The organism is Aliiglaciecola sp. LCG003 (assembly GCF_030316135.1).
Lineage (GTDB): Bacteria > Pseudomonadota > Gammaproteobacteria > Enterobacterales > Alteromonadaceae > Aliiglaciecola.
On sequence record NZ_CP128185.1, the window covers coordinates 3,135,724 to 3,152,397 of the forward strand.

Consider the following 16,674-nt stretch of genomic DNA (forward strand, 5'->3'; position numbering starts at 1 on the left):
TTACTCAGCAGTTGCTTTCGACCAAACCAGTAATAAATTATTCGCTGGCATACTAATTGTTTCACATAATTGCAATTGCGGCGCCCAACTTATTAATTCGTCAATATCGCGAATTCCGCCCAAACCCCGCTGACGCAGACTTTGATCAAAGTCAGCATTACTGGCACTGGTAAATTCACCCGCTACGCAAAAAGGGCCGTATTGACAAAATATGCCACCATCGGGCAGCTGCTGTCCGATTAATTCCATCATTAACTGGACTTCATTCGCTTGCATAATATGGGCGGTATTAGCGCTAAACACAGCATCTATGTTTTCAAAGCTCCATGGGTGCAAACCAATAAAAAATGGCATTGGTGGCGCAACATTAGGGCAACCGGCAGCCTTGACCCAAGCCTCAATGCTGGGGTGATTGTCTTCAACATCGGTTGGTTGCCAAATTACATGAGGCAGACCTTTTGCGAAATAAGCAGCGTGCTGGCCGGTCCCTGAGCCTATTTCTAATACGGCCTTTGAATTAGCTAAACGAGACTTCAATTGTTGTAAAATTGGAGCCTTATTGTTCTCACAAGCTTGTGAAAAGCGCTGCGCAGCCAAAGTATGCTTATCCATTGATATTCGGCCCAAGCCACTTTTCAGCGACTTCTATGCTCCAATTTTTGCGCTGTGCGTATTCTTCCACCTGATCTTGTTGAATTTGTGCAACGGCAAAATAGCGGGCATCGGGATGAGAGAAATACCATCCTGAAACCGCGGCACCAGGCCACATTGCAAAACTCTCGGTCAGCTTCATACCAGTGGTATTTTCGGCATCGAGCAAATCCCAAATTGCTTGCTTTTCAGTATGCTCAGGACAGGCTGCGTAACCCGGTGCGGGGCGGATCCCCTGATACTTCTCGCGAATGAGATCATCTTTACTTAACGTTTCATCTTTCGCATAGCCCCAGATTTCTTTACGCACTTTCTCGTGCAAATACTCAGCAAAGGCTTCAGCTAAACGGTCCGCCAAGGCTTTTACCATAATACCGTTGTAGTCATCACCTTGTTGAATGTAATGATTGGCTAAGTCATCTTCACCTATTCCAGCAGTCACCGCAAAAGCGCCAATATAGTCTGCTCTGCGAGAAGACTTCGGTGCAATATAGTCACTCAAACAATAATTAAAACCTTTGGGTTTTTCTGTCTGTTGGCGTAAATGGTGTGCAACAACCGATACTTGCTGACGGCTTTCATCTTGATAAATTTCAATATCATCACCCACCCGATTAGCAGGAAAAATACCGACTACACCTTTGGCTTGTAGTTTTTCACTGTCAACCATGTACTGCAACATTTCCTTGGCATCGGCAAACAGTTTGCTTGCCTCTTCCCCTACGACTTCATCGTTTAATATGCGTGGATATTTACCGGCTAACGACCAAGTTAAAAAGAACGGGGTCCAATCTATATAATCAATTAGTTCAGATAATTCGACGGAGACTTCGCTCACACCAAGCTTTTTCGGAACAGGAGCCTGATAGGCCTGCCAGTCACAACTAAAAGCGTTTTCTCTGGCTGACTGCAAGCTAATAGGCTTGCTACGAGGACGTTTACGGGCATGCTGCTCACGTACCGTGTCGTATTCTTTTTGCAGCTTAGCGACATATGCTGGTCGATGCTCGTCAGATATCAACTTCTGACACACGCCCACCGCACGACTTGCATTGGGTACATAGACGACCGGGGCTGAATAATTTTGTTCAATCTTAACCGCTGTATGCGCTTTGGATGTCGTGGCGCCGCCGATCAAAAGCGGAATAGTGAAGTTCAATCGCTGCATTTCTTTGGCCACATGAACCATTTCATCTAGAGAGGGCGTAATTAATCCCGATAAGCCGATCATGTCAGCTTGCTCTTCCTTGGCAACCTGTAGAATTTTAGCTGCCGATACCATTACACCCAGATCGATAATCTGGTAATTGTTGCATTGCAGTACCACGCCAACAATATTCTTGCCAATGTCATGTACATCACCTTTCACGGTAGCCAAGATGACTTTACCGTTGGTGGTGCCTTTGTCTTTTTCCAACTCAATATAAGGTTCTAAATAGGCAACGGCTTTTTTCATCACCCGTGCTGATTTAACCACTTGGGGAAGAAACATTTTACCTTCACCAAATAAGTCCCCTACTACATTCATGCCGTCCATTAAAGGACCTTCAATCACATGCAGTGGTTTTTCAGCCTGTAGGCGGCACTCTTCAGTGTCTTGCTCAATAAAATCGGTGATGCCCTTAACCAGCGCATATTCTAGCCGCTTACTAACCGGGAACTCTCGCCATTCAAGATTCTCTTTAGCAACAACTTTTCCGTCGCCTTGATATTTGGGCGCTAGCGCTAATAAATTATCGGTGGCGTCGGGGTGGCGATTGAGGATCACATCCTCTACCGCTTGCTTTAGCTCTGCTGGAATTTCATCATACACTTCAAGCTGACCTGCGTTGACAATACCCATGTCCATGCCCGCTTTAATCGCGTAATACAGAAACACCGAGTGCATAGCTTCACGTACAGGGTTGTTGCCACGAAATGAAAAAGAAATATTCGAAAGCCCGCCGGAGACATGGCAGTGGGGTAACTCTTGTCTAATTTTACGGGTCGCTTCAATGAAATCTACTGCGTAATTGTTGTGCTCTTCAATACCGGTCGCAACAGCGAAAATATTTGGGTCAAAAATAATATCTTCTGGCGGAAAGCCGAGTTTTTCGGTTAACAACTGATAGCTGCGCTGACATATGGCAAACTTTCGCTCTTGAGTATCAGCCTGGCCTTGTTCATCAAATGCCATTACTACGGTTGCCGCGCCATAACGTTTGATAAGCTTAGCTTGACGAAGAAATGGCTCTTCCCCTTCTTTTAAACTAATAGAGTTGACAATGGCTTTACCTTGCACACATTTTAGACCGGCCTCAATGACACTCCATTTGGATGAGTCGATCATAATCGGCACTCTTGAAATGTCAGGCTCAGAGGCAATGAGATTCAAAAAGCGCACCATAGCAGCTTCGGAATCCAACATGGCTTCATCCATATTTATATCGATGATTTGCGCACCGTTTTCTACTTGTTGGCGAGCAACATCGAGGGCGGTTTCATAATCCCCTTCGAGGATAAGTCGTTTAAACATGGCAGAGCCAGTAACGTTAGTACGCTCACCAACGTTGATGAATGTAGCACTGGCATTGGTTTGAGTTTGCGACACAGATAACTCCCGATTAATGCACAAAAGGTTCAAGTCCAGACAAACGCATTTTTACGTCATTCTGTATTGGTTTTCTAGGGGGGATCCCCTCAACGGCTTTGGCCATTGCTGCAATATGCTCAGGGGTACTACCACAGCATCCTCCAACAATATTAACCAGTCCCGACTGTGCCCACTCTTTAATATGTTCAGCCATTTCATCTGCTTCCATATCATATTCGCCAAATTCATTGGGTAGTCCGGCATTAGGGTGAGCTGAAACTAAACATTCGGCACGACTGGCAATCTCTTCAACGTATTGGCGCAGTAAATCAGGCCCCAATGCACAGTTAAGCCCAAATGAGATTGGATTAGTATGTCTTAGGGAATAGTAGAATGCTTCTGCCGTTTGACCTGACAAAGTGCGACCCGATGCATCGGTAATAGTACCTGATATCATAATGGGCAACTTGAAGCCCAATTCGTCAAATACCGAATCTACCGCAAAAGCTGCGGCTTTTGCATTAAGCGTATCAAAAATTGTTTCCAATAGAATAAAGTCTGCGCCACCTTCAATTAAACCATGGGTTGCTTCTTTATATGCCTCCACCAATTGATCGAAATTGACGTTGCGTTTGCCTGGGTCATTAACGTCTGGGGATATAGAAGCGGTGCGATTAGTTGGCCCAAGGACACCAGCCACAAATCTAGGCTTGTCAGGCGTTTTAGCTGTATATTCATCAGCGGCTTTGCGGGCCAATTTAGTTGCTTCAATATTTATTTCTTTGGCCAGCGACTGCATATCATAATCGGCCATCGCAATGGAGGTTGCATTGAAGGTATTGGTTTCGAGGATATCGGCTCCCGCTTCGAGATATTCACAGTGAATATCGTATATAATCGAAGGCTGACTGAGGACCAATAAATCGTTGTTGCCTTTCACATCACAATGCCAATCAGCAAATCGCTCACCGCGATAATCATCTTCGTCCAATTTGTGTTGTTGGATCATTGTACCCATAGCACCATCAAGGATCAGAATTCGCTGATTTGCCAATGCTTTAAATACTTCAATAGATCGATTGGCCATACAAACCCCTCTTATTTTTTGCTCGGTAATTCATCCAGATTATACGGTGTAGTCTGGTAAACATAGTAATTCAGCCAATTGGTGAACAATAAAGTCCCGTGCGCTCGCCAAGTTACCTTAAAAGGCTGGGTAGGATCATTGTTCTGATAATAGTTCTGTGGGACATTCGGTGCCTGACTATTTGCCAAATCCCGATGATATTCCTGATCCAAGGTATCAGGGTCATATTCAGGATGGCCGGTAATTAATACCGTACGCTTATCTTCAGATGCGACTATATAAGCCCCAGTCTGTTGTGAACTAGCCAATACTTTGAGACCCTCAACTTGCTCATAGCGAGACAAAGGGATTTCGCCATACCGGGAATGGGGTGCACTGAAATACGGGTCAAACCCTCGTACCAACTCATCGTGGGTATCATTTACTTTATGCTCAAATACGCCTGAAAGTTTTTCTGCTCTTAATTCGCGGTTAAAGCCGTAATAATGATAAAACGCCGCGTGGGCGGCCCAACATGAATACAATGTTGATTGCACATGACGCCTAGTCCAATCCATTATAGTGGTGATTTTATCCCAGTACTTCACGTCCGCATAATCCAAATGTGCGATTGGAGCCCCAGTAATAATAAAACCATCATAATTTTTATGGGCGATTTCATCAAACGACAAATAAAAATTATCCATATGAGATTTAGGCGTGTTCTTGGGAGCCTGATTATCGATACGGATCAAATCAATATTAACTTGCAAAGGTGTATTGGACATCAGGCGCAGAATTTGCACCTCTGTCTCAATCTTATTCGGCATTAAATTTAAAATACCTACTTCTAAGGGGCGAATATCCTGACGAGACGCTTTTTCGCTGTCCATCACGAATATATTTTCCGCATCTAAAATACTCTGTGCAGGAAGGTCGTTAGGAATACGAATGGGCATGTTCACTCCGAAGTTGAATTTGATGAGGTGAATTTCTCGCAACTCGAAGCAAAAGTCAACATCTTTACGTCTAGACGTCTAAATGGGTATTCGTTAGGCTGTGATGTTTACTTTTTTGTACTTAAGGGCATTCAATTGAATTTTCAGACCGATTTAATACCTGTTTGACGACGTTTTTAGCAGCAGTAACTTCTCCAAAATTTTTCAAGTCATTAAGCCAGTTTTGCAACAATCGCTCATCTGCACCTATTAGGTTAGCCCTTTTGACAAATATTGGGTTATAGGAAGTTTGTATCTGGCTGGCTTGTTCTCTATAACTTAAGTCATATCCGCTTTCACCGCGAAGATCCACAACCATGTTTTGCAAGTTCAAACCGATAGACTGGCTCTCTAAGGTTTTACTTCTGTGAGCGAGATTTCTGCCAAGTTCAAAACATGAATCTGCAATCTCAATATCGCTAATATTTGATTTACACCAGTTAAATATCCAATGAAATTGGGTTTGCTTAGTTGCTGCTTTACCCAGAGCAGCTACAAAATGGTTGGAGTTATATTCACCCTCTAGTTTACGCATTAGATTAAGAAAACGACTAATATCATCAGCCCAGCCATTACCAAAATAATTAGAACTGATGAGCTTGGCTATTGAATCCATTGTTTGTCGGTTGTGATTATGTTTTGCAAAGTAACTCGCGCTATTGAGCCACATCTCCCCGTTAGAAGATTCGGACATTGTCGCTCTTTGGATTAACTTGCCGGTGCATGCCATTGATTTTTCATTGGTAGTGCACAATCTGACGATCTCAAACATTACCTCAGGTTCATTAGGATATTGCTGATCATAAGATAGCAACAACTTCAATCGTTGCTGTTCGTTATCGATTGGACTAAAAAATGCGAAATTAAAATGATCTTCCTTGCTGTTTGAATTGGCAAGTGACATTAAATAGGCATTCAACCGATCATGGTCATCGCTGCCATAGTCATCAATATTTTTCTCACAGCTAGCAATATACTCATCCAACTTTGATTCAGTAGCACTGTCCTCAAGATCTTCTGAAAAGTTATCTCGCTGTAGCTTTTCACCTAAAGGTTCTTCATGTTCATACTGTAAGTTCGGATTGGTAAGTGAGCTGCTGTTGATGTGTTTATCGCCAGAACTAGTATTGAGGAGGTAAACTAAGATAAGCAAAACAACCAATAAGACCGCTTTAAATTTATTTAAAATATTTACCTCGATGCTTATCAAATAGGTAGCGCAAAGCCAATTGTTGAACGATGGCAAACATTAACGATATTTTAAATAGCGATGCCTGTCCACGTAATCTTCTGACGTAATCTTCACATAATCTTCTAATTTAAACAAAATAACAGGGAGCGTTGATTTTGAGACAGGGCAGGATAAGCACAGGCAGGGATAACGTTTAGCTTGAGCGGCCTTTTTTAATGGAAACTAATAATTCAGCTTCAGCTCGAGGTAGATCGCACTCTCGCATCAATTCTTCTACGCTTGCGCCGCCGTTGGCTAATTTTGTCGCGTGGGAATAGAGCCGAGTGTCAGGATCTTGATTTTCAATTTCGTGAATTTTATCTTTTAGATGATCAAAGGTCGCCAGTAGTTCTTTGACTTTAGCGCTAAGGCCATGAGCGCCGACACGAGTTTCATTTAATTCTTCAGTATGGACCTCAACCTGTTGTTGCAGAAAGATGAATTGCTCACTAATAGCACTATGTTGTTGTTCAAGTTGCGTAATCCGCCTTCTGGCGAAGAAAAGCGTAGCAAGACAGACGCCAGACAAAACTATTGCTACGCCCAGCAGAACAATAACCCATAATGTCATAGTGAATCCCAAACAAAAAACCCTGCTCATTCAGACCAGGGTCTAGTAAATATGCTACAACGAACTATTAGAGTCCGCTAATTTCATCCCACTCTTCATCGCTTAATAATTTATTCAGATCGACCAAAATCAACAATTCGCCATCTCTGTTACTGACGCCCTGGATAAACTTAGCACTTTCTTCAGTTCCAACATTAGGCGCACTGTCAATTTCTGAGGAACGCAAATAAACCACCTCAGCCACACTATCAACCAAAATGCCTACAACCTGCTCATCAGATTCGATAATCACAATTCGGGTATTATCGGTTATATCGGTTGGCGGCAAACCAAAGCGGGTACGAGTGTCAATTACAGTAACCACGTTGCCACGTAAATTGATAATACCTAGTACGTATTCAGGCGCGCCTGGCACTGGCGCAATTTCAGTGTGTCTTAACACTTCCTGAACCTGCATCACGTTGATACCGTAGGTTTCTTCACCTAATCGATACGTTACCCATTGTAAAACTTCATCATTACTGTCTACAGCGGCATTTTTCGTAATTCTGTCATCACTCATATGACTCGCTCCTTACAAGCTGCGTCTATTTACTATTACTACCAAGGCCCTTGTCTAACAAAGCGATTAACTGCTTTACATTCACAAGTGCGCACATTTTTTCTTTAACCATTCCCGCTAACCACTGACGCTTACTACTATCTTCGCGCCATTTCACATCAGCAGGCTTTAAGGTTGCAGTGGTGACTAAACTTTCGCATGCTAATCCCCAACCACTGCTGTCTAACATAATAAGATATTGATATTTTAAAGATTCTGCCAGTTTTTCGTCATATTTTTCTGGCATTACCCATTTTGCAGTGTCTACTACGTTTAAATTTTCATCTCTGTGCAGCATAACACCTTTAAACCAATCCGGTTTACCAAACAAAGGACCGATCTTTTCAATCTTATGGATCCCCCCCAGTTCCGTTAAGGGTAGTGCCAGCGTGAGCCCTGCCACTTTAAAAAATAAAGCTTGAAAGTCTCCGGTAGGAATATGACTTACCGTTGCTGTCTGAGATGCATTTCCAGCCTCTTCTATGTCGACCTGCAAAACCGTTTCTTTAATTGCGATTTTATCTGGTGTGACCGCTGGCGTTTCAACTATCTTATCAACGTCAACATCTCTCAGATTAGCAGACTTGAGCAACTTGGCGACACTTTCGCTCTGAATAACGTCTTTTGGCGCCTCTTCAGTCAATAAAGAGGTTAAATAATCTTCAACTATCTGTTCTTTTGCAAACACGCCATTATTCATTTTATATAGCCAATTTTTGTCTGAAGCTGAGTTAATAAACTTTTGTAAGCGTAGACCCCTCTGGATTTTGGGCAAAATACCGAAGGCGGCGTTTGCGCCTGACTCGCATCTCTAAAACGAGTGTCAACTGGAATCACACCCGACCATACCTGACCGGTATACTTACGACACAACTCTTGATAGGCATCTGCCGCTGCATTTACGCGCTTATCGAACATAGTAGGAATGATCAGATGTTCGAATTGTCGGTTTTGCGACTTTGCCATAATCTCCAATGTGTGCATCATTCTCTGTAGCCCTTTTAAGGCCAGAAACTCGGTTTGTACGGGTATTAACATTCGATCACATGCAGCTACCGCGTTAACCATTAAGACTCCTAGAACCGGCGGACAATCAATAAGAATGTAATCAAAGTCATCCGCTACCAGTGCAAACGCCTTTTTCAAAATCAGCCCCATTCCACTTTGGGTACCCATGGTACGGTCCAATGTTGCCAGCGCCATAGAGGCTGGCAAGATAAACAAAGAATCCAATTTAGTCGAACAGAGTGAATCCAGCACTCGATCACGATCTAACTCATCTCCCGCCATAAAAACATCATACACACTGCTAGATAACTCTTCTGAGTCAACCCCAAAATAATAACTTAACGAGGCCTGAGGGTCGGTATCCACCAGCATAACGCGCTTACCTTGCTGAGCAAGGAGGCCGCCTAAAGTCACTGTAGTAGTAGTTTTACCTACACCGCCTTTTTGATTGGCTATCGTCCAAACTATCAATTAGTTGCTCTGTTCATTGGTTGCACGTTATTTTTCTTATTTTACCTGCATTTCTGACAGTATGCTCTTAGCAATTTCTCCAATAGGCAGGTTGCGTGAAGCGATATTTGCCACAGTTACAGCCTGAGGCATACCATAAACTACGCTAGTGTCTTCGTCTTGAGCCCAAATGGTCGCGCCTTTCGTCTTCAACGCACGACTACCTTCTTTACCGTCAGACCCCATACCTGTCAATATGATACCTAATACATCCCCGGCAAATACCTCACTTAATGAAGTAAATGTAACGTCTACACTGGGTTTAAAAAGTAAATGATCATTGTCCAAACCGTCGCTAAGACGAATTCGTGCATTGCGTGCCGTCCCTTCGATTAACATCTGTTTTCCGCCTGGCGCTAAATAAGCGCTGCCAGCTTGTAAAAGATCACCGGCCTCGGCCTCTTTAACCTTAATTGCACAATGCTCATTTAAGCGTTCTGCAAATGCTTTGGTAAAACTACCTGGCATATGTTGAACTAGCAATATTGGGTAAGGAAAGGACTGGGGTAAACTAGTCAGAACCTTTTGCAAAGCAACCGGCCCTCCGGTAGACGTTCCAATTGCTAAGGCCGCATAACGCTTTCCTGACGAACGTAAATTGGCGGCGACTCCAGCAGAAGGACTATTAGCTGATGAAGGGGCCACCGAAGAGCTAGTAGCACGCATAAAGATTTGTGTTTTCGCTGTAGTTCCAGGAGAACTCGCAGAGCTAAGCGTCCGCCTAGCAACAACTTTGCCTTTACTTGCTAAAGCCCGCACGCGGGATTGGAGTAAATCAATAGACTCTTTACGATTACTAGCAATATCTTCAAATTTCTTAGGCAAGAAATCCAAAGCCCCTGCCTCTAAGGCATCTAAGGTGGCTTGTGCCCCGTCGTGGGTTAAAGAAGAGAACATTAATATAGGAACCGGTTTAGTAGCCATAATGCGCTTAACTGCGGTGATACCATCCATGACGGGCATTTCTACATCCATGGTGATTACATCAGGCTTCATTTCAGCATTTAGCTTTATGGCTTCCTCGCCATTTCGCGCTACACCAACAACTTCTAAAAAGGCATCCTGATTCAGATAATCCTTAACACGACGGCTAAAAAAACTTGAGTCATCAACCACCAATACTCTATATGCCATTGTGAAAAAATGCCTCGTTAGTGGTTATTTCTTTTTCGCATATCGCTTTAACAGATTTGGAATATCTAGGATTAAAGCAATGCCACCATCACTGGTAATCGTTGCGCCAGCCATACCAGGCGTGCCTTGCAACAATGCATCGAGGGGTTTAATCACTACTTCTTCTTGACCAATCAAAGCATCAACTACAAAGCCTACTTGCTGAGTACCAATTTGGACTACAACAACATGACCTAAATTAGGATCCGTTTTACCTTTACCCCGCTTTAACCAGTCCCGAAGATAAAACAACGGAATCGCTTTCGAGCGGACTATCATGGTGAGTTGGTTGTCAACCGTGTTGGTTTTACTCATATCCATGTTAATTATTTCGTTTACCGCGCCCAAGGGTAATGCAAAAGTTTGATCACCAACTACGATCATCAAGGTTGGCAAAATAGCCAATGTCAAAGGCACTTTTATCTCTAAACGGGTGCCTTTACCCAGTTGAGAGTCGATATTCACAGTCCCATTGAGCTGGTTAATTTTAGTTTTCACCACATCCATGCCAACACCCCGTCCTGAAATATCAGATATTTCAGTTTTGGTGGAGAATCCAGGCGCGAAAATCAAATTAAAGGCTTCGACATCAGACATTCTAGCGGCGGCATCAGCATCCAAAACACCGCGACTAATTGCTATGTCTTTTAACTTGTCTGCATCCATTCCCTTACCATCATCTGCAATGGTAAGTAATATATGGTCCCCTTCTTGGGAAGCCGATAACTTGACGATCCCCATCGAAGGCTTGCCCGCAGCAACCCGATCGGCCGGCATTTCAATACCATGATCGACTGAGTTTCTCACTAAGTGGACCAAAGGATCCGCTAAGGCCTCAACTAGGTTTTTATCTAAATCTGTTTCTTCGCCTTCAAGCTCTAAAGTGATTTCTTTCTTAAGAGTTCTGGCTAAATCCCTAACCACTCGGGGAAAACGTCCGAAAACCTTTTTAATCGGTTGCATGCGGGTCTTCATCACCGCACCTTGCAAATCACCAGTCACCACATCTAGATTGGCAATGGCTTTAGTCATACTTTCATCGTTGACATTGATGCCTAGACTTAGCAGACGATTTCGAACCAACACTAACTCTCCAACCATGTTCATGATTTGGTCGAGTCGTTTAGTGTCCACGCGAACCGTGGTCTCACCTTGGGCAGCGCTACCGGAGGCTTTCTTCTCATCTTTCTTCGGCGCTGCTTTAGCTACAGCCGCTGGTGCAGGTTTAGCTGCTTCAGATGGTGCCGCTGGAGGAGGAGGCGGTGGTGGTGGTGGCGGCGAAGGCGGGGCCGGATCTTGAACTGCCGGACCTTTTCCACTGCCGTGCAATTGATCGAGTAGAGCTTCGAACTCGTCATCTGTAATTTCTTCGGTACCAGAACTTGGCTGAGAAGCTGCGGCAGGGGGCGCTTTGTCGACAGGTTTTTTCTCTGCAACAAATTTACCTTCGCCATGCAATTGATCCAGCAAAGCTTCAAATTCATCATCGCTAATGTCTTGTTCTGAACCGTTATCAATTACTACTGCAGGTTCAGGCGCACTTTTGTTTGGCGCGGCGCTTCCATGTAATTCATCTAATAATGCTTCAAATTCGTCTTCACTGATATCATCTATGTTTTCAGAACTTCCAGCATCGCCAGATTCTGCTACCTGTGGTGCAGCTGTTGAGACAACCGCCACTTGCTCATCTTGAGATTCAGGTTTGCTAAGTCGATGCAAGGTATCCAACAACTCTTTGTCAGCAGGTACCAAGGGGTCCCTGGCTTTGACATTTTCGAACATTTCGACAACCACATCAGTGGCTTGTAATATTACGTCCATCAACTCTGGAGTTAATGTTCGTTGTCGATTTCGCATAACATCGAAAACGTTTTCCGCACCATGACAAATATCTACCAATTCTGATAGAGCCAAAAAGCCAGCCCCACCCTTCACGGTATGATATCCGCGAAATATAGCATTTAGTAAATCAGAGTCTTCCGGATTGTTTTCGAGGTCTACGAGTTGCTCCTGCAATAGTTCCAGTATTTCACCGGCCTCGACTAAAAAGTCCTGTAGGATATCCTCGTCAACTTCAAAAGACATGCATCATTTCCTCTTAAAAGCCCAAGCTAGATAATAAGTCGTCAACGTCATCCTGACCCGACACCACGTCATCCCGCGTATCTGCATCGATGATTGGTCCTTCCGCTTTGACTTTATCGGACTGAGGTTCAGTTTTGTTAGCACTTTCGTCATATTTCGACATTAAACTGTTTGCTTCTGGTGACCCAAACACTGTCAACATGTTAACTAAGCTCAATTCAACTTCTTTAACCAATTCAATTACTCTGCGGATAACCTGACCGGTCAAGTCCTGGTAACCCTGAGCCATTAATACCTCAGTAAGCAGAGTATTTAGTTTAGCAGTATCTGCGGAGGATTCTTCTAAAAGCGAATCTAATTCGTAGCATAAGCTCTTAAACTCACCTATTTGCAGCTGTCTGGTCATTAATTTTTTCCATTCAGGCAAAATTTTGGCGATCCCTGAATGTAGCCTTTCTGCTATCGGCATACTTGTTTCGACCGCATCCATCGTCTGGTTAGCAGCTTTTTCAGTGGTTTCAATCACGTAATTGAGACGACTTTGCGCATCTGGAATTTCTTCTGTCGCCAAATTAGAAATCCGCGGGTCTAACTGAAAGGTATTTAACGAATCATGCAGTTGACGGGTTAGCTTACCCACTTCAGCAAACAATTCGACAGAATCGGTTAATGATGCTTCTTCGAGTAATTCTTTGGCCGCAAGGTTATCTCCTTGTTCCAAAAGAGCCACTAACTTTCTCGCATCTTCAATCGATAACGGTGCTTCGACAGAGCTGGTCATTAAGACACTCCTATTGTGTTGTTAACAGGTGAGTCTTAACCCAAACGCTCAAAAATTTTGTCAAGCTTTTCCTTCAGTGTAGCTGCAGTAAAAGGTTTAACAACATAACCATTTACACCTGCCTGCGCAGCGGCAACGATTTGTTCTTTTTTGGCTTCAGCCGTTACCATCAAAACTGGTAAATGCTTCAAGCTATCATCTGCACGAATCGCTCTAAGAAGATCAATTCCCTGCATGCCGGGCATATTCCAGTCTGTTACCACAAAGTCAAACTCTCCTTGTTGCAACATAGGAAGTGCAGTGCTGCCATCATCGGCCTCCTGCACATTAGTAAACCCAAGATCTTTAAGTAGATTTTTAATGATACGTCTCATTGTTGAAAAATCATCAACCACAAGAATTTTCATACTTTTATTCAAAACTGCCTCCAATGAGGATTAAACCAAAATTATATTCTATTGTTCTTCGTTCATTCGCCAAGAATGCATTTTATTTTTCAATTTAAGCATCGCCTGACTATGAATTTGGCTAACTCTCGATTCACTCACCTCGAGTACTTCACCAATTTCGCGTAGATTGAGTTCTTCATCATAGTATAACGACAATACAATCGCTTCTCGCTCAGGTAAAGTAGTAATAGCATGGGCGAGGGCTTTTTGAAATGATCCTTGTAATAAATCCTGAAATGGAGCATCGCTACCTTTATTTTGCTCGGTAGAAATTACATCTTCAGTAATACCCAGATCTTCGATTCCAATAATTTTACCCGCGTTTACTTCATTCAACATTTGATGATAATCAGTGAGAGAAACTTGAAGTTTTTCAGCCACATCAACATCTCTGGCGTCCCTTCCTGTCTCACGCTCAACCTGATTAATGGCTTCAGTAATGGCACGACCGTTCTTATGCACAGAACGAGGTGTCCAATCACCTTTGCGAATTTCGTCTAACATGGCTCCGCGTATACGGATACCGGCAAAGGTCTCAAAACTTGCACCTTTGGTGCCATCAAAATTTTTCGCTGCCTCAAGCAATCCAATCATGCCAGATTGAATTAAATCATCGACTAATACACTAGCAGGCAACCTAGCCAAAAGATGATGTGCAATGCGCTTAACCAGAGAAGCATGTCTTTCTACCAATTGGGCCATATTGACCTGTTGTTGATAAGCTGCAGCTTTTCTATTCACCCTTGACCACCCACCGCCTTGTCGACAATAAGTTGCTCAAGGAAAAATTCTAAATGGCCACCAGGCTGATTAGGTATAGGCCATTGCAATGCTTTTTCGGCTAAGCCTTTAATCGCTACAGCAGCAGGTGAACTAGGAAAAGCATCGACTATCGCCCTTTGCTTACGCACTGAATTGCGAATATTCTCATCGTAGGGAATAGTCGCAACCAATTCCAACGCCACATCTAAGAAGCGATTGGTCACTTTAGACAACTTAGCAAACAACTCTTGGCCTTCGCGCATATTACGCACCATGTTTGCAACAATCTTAAACCGAAATACGCCATGTTCACGGTTGAGTAATTTGATCAGCGCATATGCATCTGTCAATGATGTTGGCTCGTCGCAAACAACCATCATGATGTCTTGAGAGGCACGGGAAAAGCTTAGCACCATATCTGAAATGCCAGCGGCGGTATCGACGATAAGTACATCGATATCGGTTCTTAGCTCACTGAACGCTCGGATAAGTCCGGCATGTTCAGTTGGACTTAATTCTGTCATAGATTGAGAGCCTGAGGTGGCCGGCGCAATTAGCACGCCATGGGGCCCCATCACTAATACCTCATCTAAGGTGCATTCACCTGACAGTACATGAGAGAGATTTTTTTCGACCCTTAAACCTAGCATTACATCAACATTAGCCAAACCCAAGTCAGCATCTAGCACCATGACTCGCTTGCCCGTTTTAGCCATTGAAATTGCAGTATTAAGGGTAATGTTTGTTTTACCTACACCGCCTTTACCGCCGGTGACCGCAATTACTTTAATTAATCGAGATTGATTCATTCTTCTTAAGCTACTCGCTTGGTCCTCAATCATACTGACATTGCCGACTTTTGAACTTCGATTTTACCAGTATGGAGCAAACCATATTTTTTATAAAGCTTAGCCGCTGTTGATATTAAATACTTTGCATCGGCAACTTTAATATCCTCAGGGACACTTTGTCCATCCGTTAAATAACTAACGGCTAATTTGTGTTCAATTGCCACACTAAGCGCTTCACCAAGACTGTAACATTCGTCCAACTTGGTAAAAATACATCCCTGCAATGAAATGTGTTGATAAGCACTAAGGGTATGCTCCATTACCCGATGTTGAGCATTCGCCTGCATCACAACATATTTTTTGATACTAGCACAAGAATGCTGATTTAACGTATCTAACTGTTTGATCAATCTGGCGTCACGTTGCCCAAATCCAGCTGTATCAATTAAAACCAGTCGCTTATTGCGAAGTTGAAAAAGTATATCTGATAACTCTTGGGCATTTTGCGCTTTTTTTACTGAACAGCCAATTATTTTTCCATAGGTTGCTAACTGCTCGTATGCCGCAATACGATATGAATCAATCGTTACCATTGCAACCTGGTCTGCACCGTATTTTTGCGCAGCTCTGGCGGCCAACTTAGCAATGGTAGTTGTCTTACCTGTCCCCGTGGGTCCGACCAGTGCAACTACCCCTTTATCGTTTAAGATAGCATTACCTGTGGTCTGAATTTTATTAGACAATAGTTTAAGTAGGAATAACCAAGACTGACGTTCGTCAGTATTTTCAGGAGCATAAGAGACGACATCTTCAGCAATGGCGGGGCTTATCCCCATTTGGATCAACCTAGATGAGAGGTATCCATGCATAGGATGATTGCGTTGAGTTTCTTGCTTAAATAAACCAGATACCTGAAATTGCAGCACATTACGTAGGGAATTGAGTTCATTTCGGATTTCGGTGATCGCAGTTTGATTGTCAATATCAGGCAAGCTACGCACAGGTTGCGCGCTAGCTTTAGTTACATTGCTCGATAGGTCACTGCTTTGACCTTGCTGCTCTAGCAGTTCCCGTAGGCTATCAGGGCCAGAGTCGCCAATAATTTCGCTCAAACTAGGGATATTTTTGTTTGGCGACGGCTTAGCAGAGGGTTGACTCGCCTGAGGTCTTGTGTTTGTGGGCGCTTGACTTAATGTAGTGGCGCCTCCCCACGGCTCGTTATTGGGTTTGTCTAATGGTTTGTCATAGGCCGCGATAATTTCAATACCGCCGGCAATTTTCTTGTTTGACATAATCACAGCTTCACCGCCCAACTCAGTTTTCACTTGTTTGAGCGCTTCGCGCATGTCTTTTCCAATAAAGCGTCTAATTTTCACATCGCCCCCTAACTAGCGAATACAGAATGTCTTTTTCGACAATCGTCAT

General features: G+C 43.4%; 16 protein-coding genes. All 16 read right to left on the bottom strand.

The window, feature by feature from the left end:
* Complete coding sequence (locus QR722_RS13690) at positions 1 to 612, bottom strand: DUF938 domain-containing protein (RefSeq protein ID WP_286283453.1); 612 nt, start codon at positions 610 to 612, stop codon at positions 1 to 3.
* Positions 605 to 3,241, bottom strand: coding sequence for a methionine synthase (metH, locus tag QR722_RS13695; RefSeq protein ID WP_286283454.1), 2,637 nt, complete (start codon positions 3,239 to 3,241; stop codon positions 605 to 607). The genes QR722_RS13690 and metH overlap by 8 nt, the downstream gene beginning before the upstream one ends.
* A 13-nt stretch (positions 3,242 to 3,254) precedes the next feature.
* Entirely contained in the window at positions 3,255 to 4,310 is a 1,056-nt protein-coding gene (locus QR722_RS13700; protein ID WP_286283455.1) for a homocysteine S-methyltransferase family protein, read from the bottom strand.
* 11 nt (positions 4,311 to 4,321) lie between these two features.
* A complete protein-coding gene (gene metA / locus QR722_RS13705; protein WP_286283456.1) occupies positions 4,322 to 5,248 on the bottom strand; it encodes a homoserine O-acetyltransferase MetA in 927 nt (308 codons plus the stop codon).
* A gap of 121 nt (positions 5,249 to 5,369) precedes the next feature.
* A complete protein-coding gene (locus QR722_RS13710) occupies positions 5,370 to 6,449 on the bottom strand; it encodes a hypothetical protein (RefSeq protein WP_286283458.1) in 1,080 nt (359 codons plus the stop codon).
* A gap of 223 nt (positions 6,450 to 6,672) precedes the next feature.
* Positions 6,673 to 7,089 carry a DUF2802 domain-containing protein gene (locus tag QR722_RS13715; RefSeq protein ID WP_286283460.1) on the bottom strand — a complete coding sequence of 139 codons (417 nt, stop codon included), beginning with the start codon at positions 7,087 to 7,089 and terminating at the stop codon, positions 6,673 to 6,675.
* Between the two features lie 67 nt (positions 7,090 to 7,156).
* The gene (locus tag QR722_RS13720; RefSeq protein ID WP_286283461.1) at positions 7,157 to 7,651 is read right to left on the bottom strand and encodes a chemotaxis protein CheW; all 495 of its coding nucleotides are present in this window, start codon (positions 7,649 to 7,651) and stop codon (positions 7,157 to 7,159) included.
* A 25-nt stretch (positions 7,652 to 7,676) separates the two neighbouring features.
* Positions 7,677 to 8,390, bottom strand: a complete 714-nt coding sequence (locus QR722_RS13725) for a chemotaxis protein CheW (protein WP_286283462.1) — start codon at positions 8,388 to 8,390, stop codon at positions 7,677 to 7,679.
* Positions 8,387 to 9,169, bottom strand: a complete 783-nt coding sequence (locus QR722_RS13730; RefSeq protein WP_286283463.1) for a ParA family protein — start codon at positions 9,167 to 9,169, stop codon at positions 8,387 to 8,389. The genes QR722_RS13725 and QR722_RS13730 overlap by 4 nt, the downstream gene beginning before the upstream one ends.
* A gap of 36 nt (positions 9,170 to 9,205) precedes the next feature.
* Entirely contained in the window at positions 9,206 to 10,342 is a 1,137-nt protein-coding gene (locus tag QR722_RS13735) for a protein-glutamate methylesterase/protein-glutamine glutaminase (RefSeq protein WP_286283464.1), read from the bottom strand.
* Between the two features lie 24 nt (positions 10,343 to 10,366).
* Positions 10,367 to 12,466, bottom strand: a complete 2,100-nt coding sequence (locus QR722_RS13740) for a chemotaxis protein CheA (protein ID WP_286283465.1) — start codon at positions 12,464 to 12,466, stop codon at positions 10,367 to 10,369.
* A 13-nt stretch (positions 12,467 to 12,479) separates the two neighbouring features.
* Entirely contained in the window at positions 12,480 to 13,247 is a 768-nt protein-coding gene (locus tag QR722_RS13745) for a protein phosphatase CheZ (protein ID WP_286283466.1), read from the bottom strand.
* Positions 13,248 to 13,282: 35 nt separating this feature from the next.
* A complete protein-coding gene (cheY, locus tag QR722_RS13750; protein WP_286283467.1) occupies positions 13,283 to 13,666 on the bottom strand; it encodes a chemotaxis response regulator CheY in 384 nt (127 codons plus the stop codon).
* Positions 13,667 to 13,702: 36 nt separating this feature from the next.
* Positions 13,703 to 14,437: an RNA polymerase sigma factor FliA gene (locus QR722_RS13755; RefSeq protein ID WP_286283468.1), complete on the bottom strand. Its 735-nt coding sequence runs from the start codon at positions 14,435 to 14,437 to the stop codon at positions 13,703 to 13,705.
* Positions 14,434 to 15,300 (bottom strand): MinD/ParA family ATP-binding protein, encoded by an 867-nt coding sequence (locus QR722_RS13760; protein ID WP_286283469.1) that lies wholly within the window; start codon positions 15,298 to 15,300, stop codon positions 14,434 to 14,436. The genes QR722_RS13755 and QR722_RS13760 overlap by 4 nt, the downstream gene beginning before the upstream one ends.
* Positions 15,297 to 16,625: a flagellar biosynthesis GTPase FlhF gene (gene flhF, locus QR722_RS13765; protein WP_286283470.1), complete on the bottom strand. Its 1,329-nt coding sequence runs from the start codon at positions 16,623 to 16,625 to the stop codon at positions 15,297 to 15,299. Before flhF ends, QR722_RS13760 begins: the two co-directional genes overlap by 4 nt.
* Positions 16,626 to 16,674: the final 49 nt, after the last annotated feature.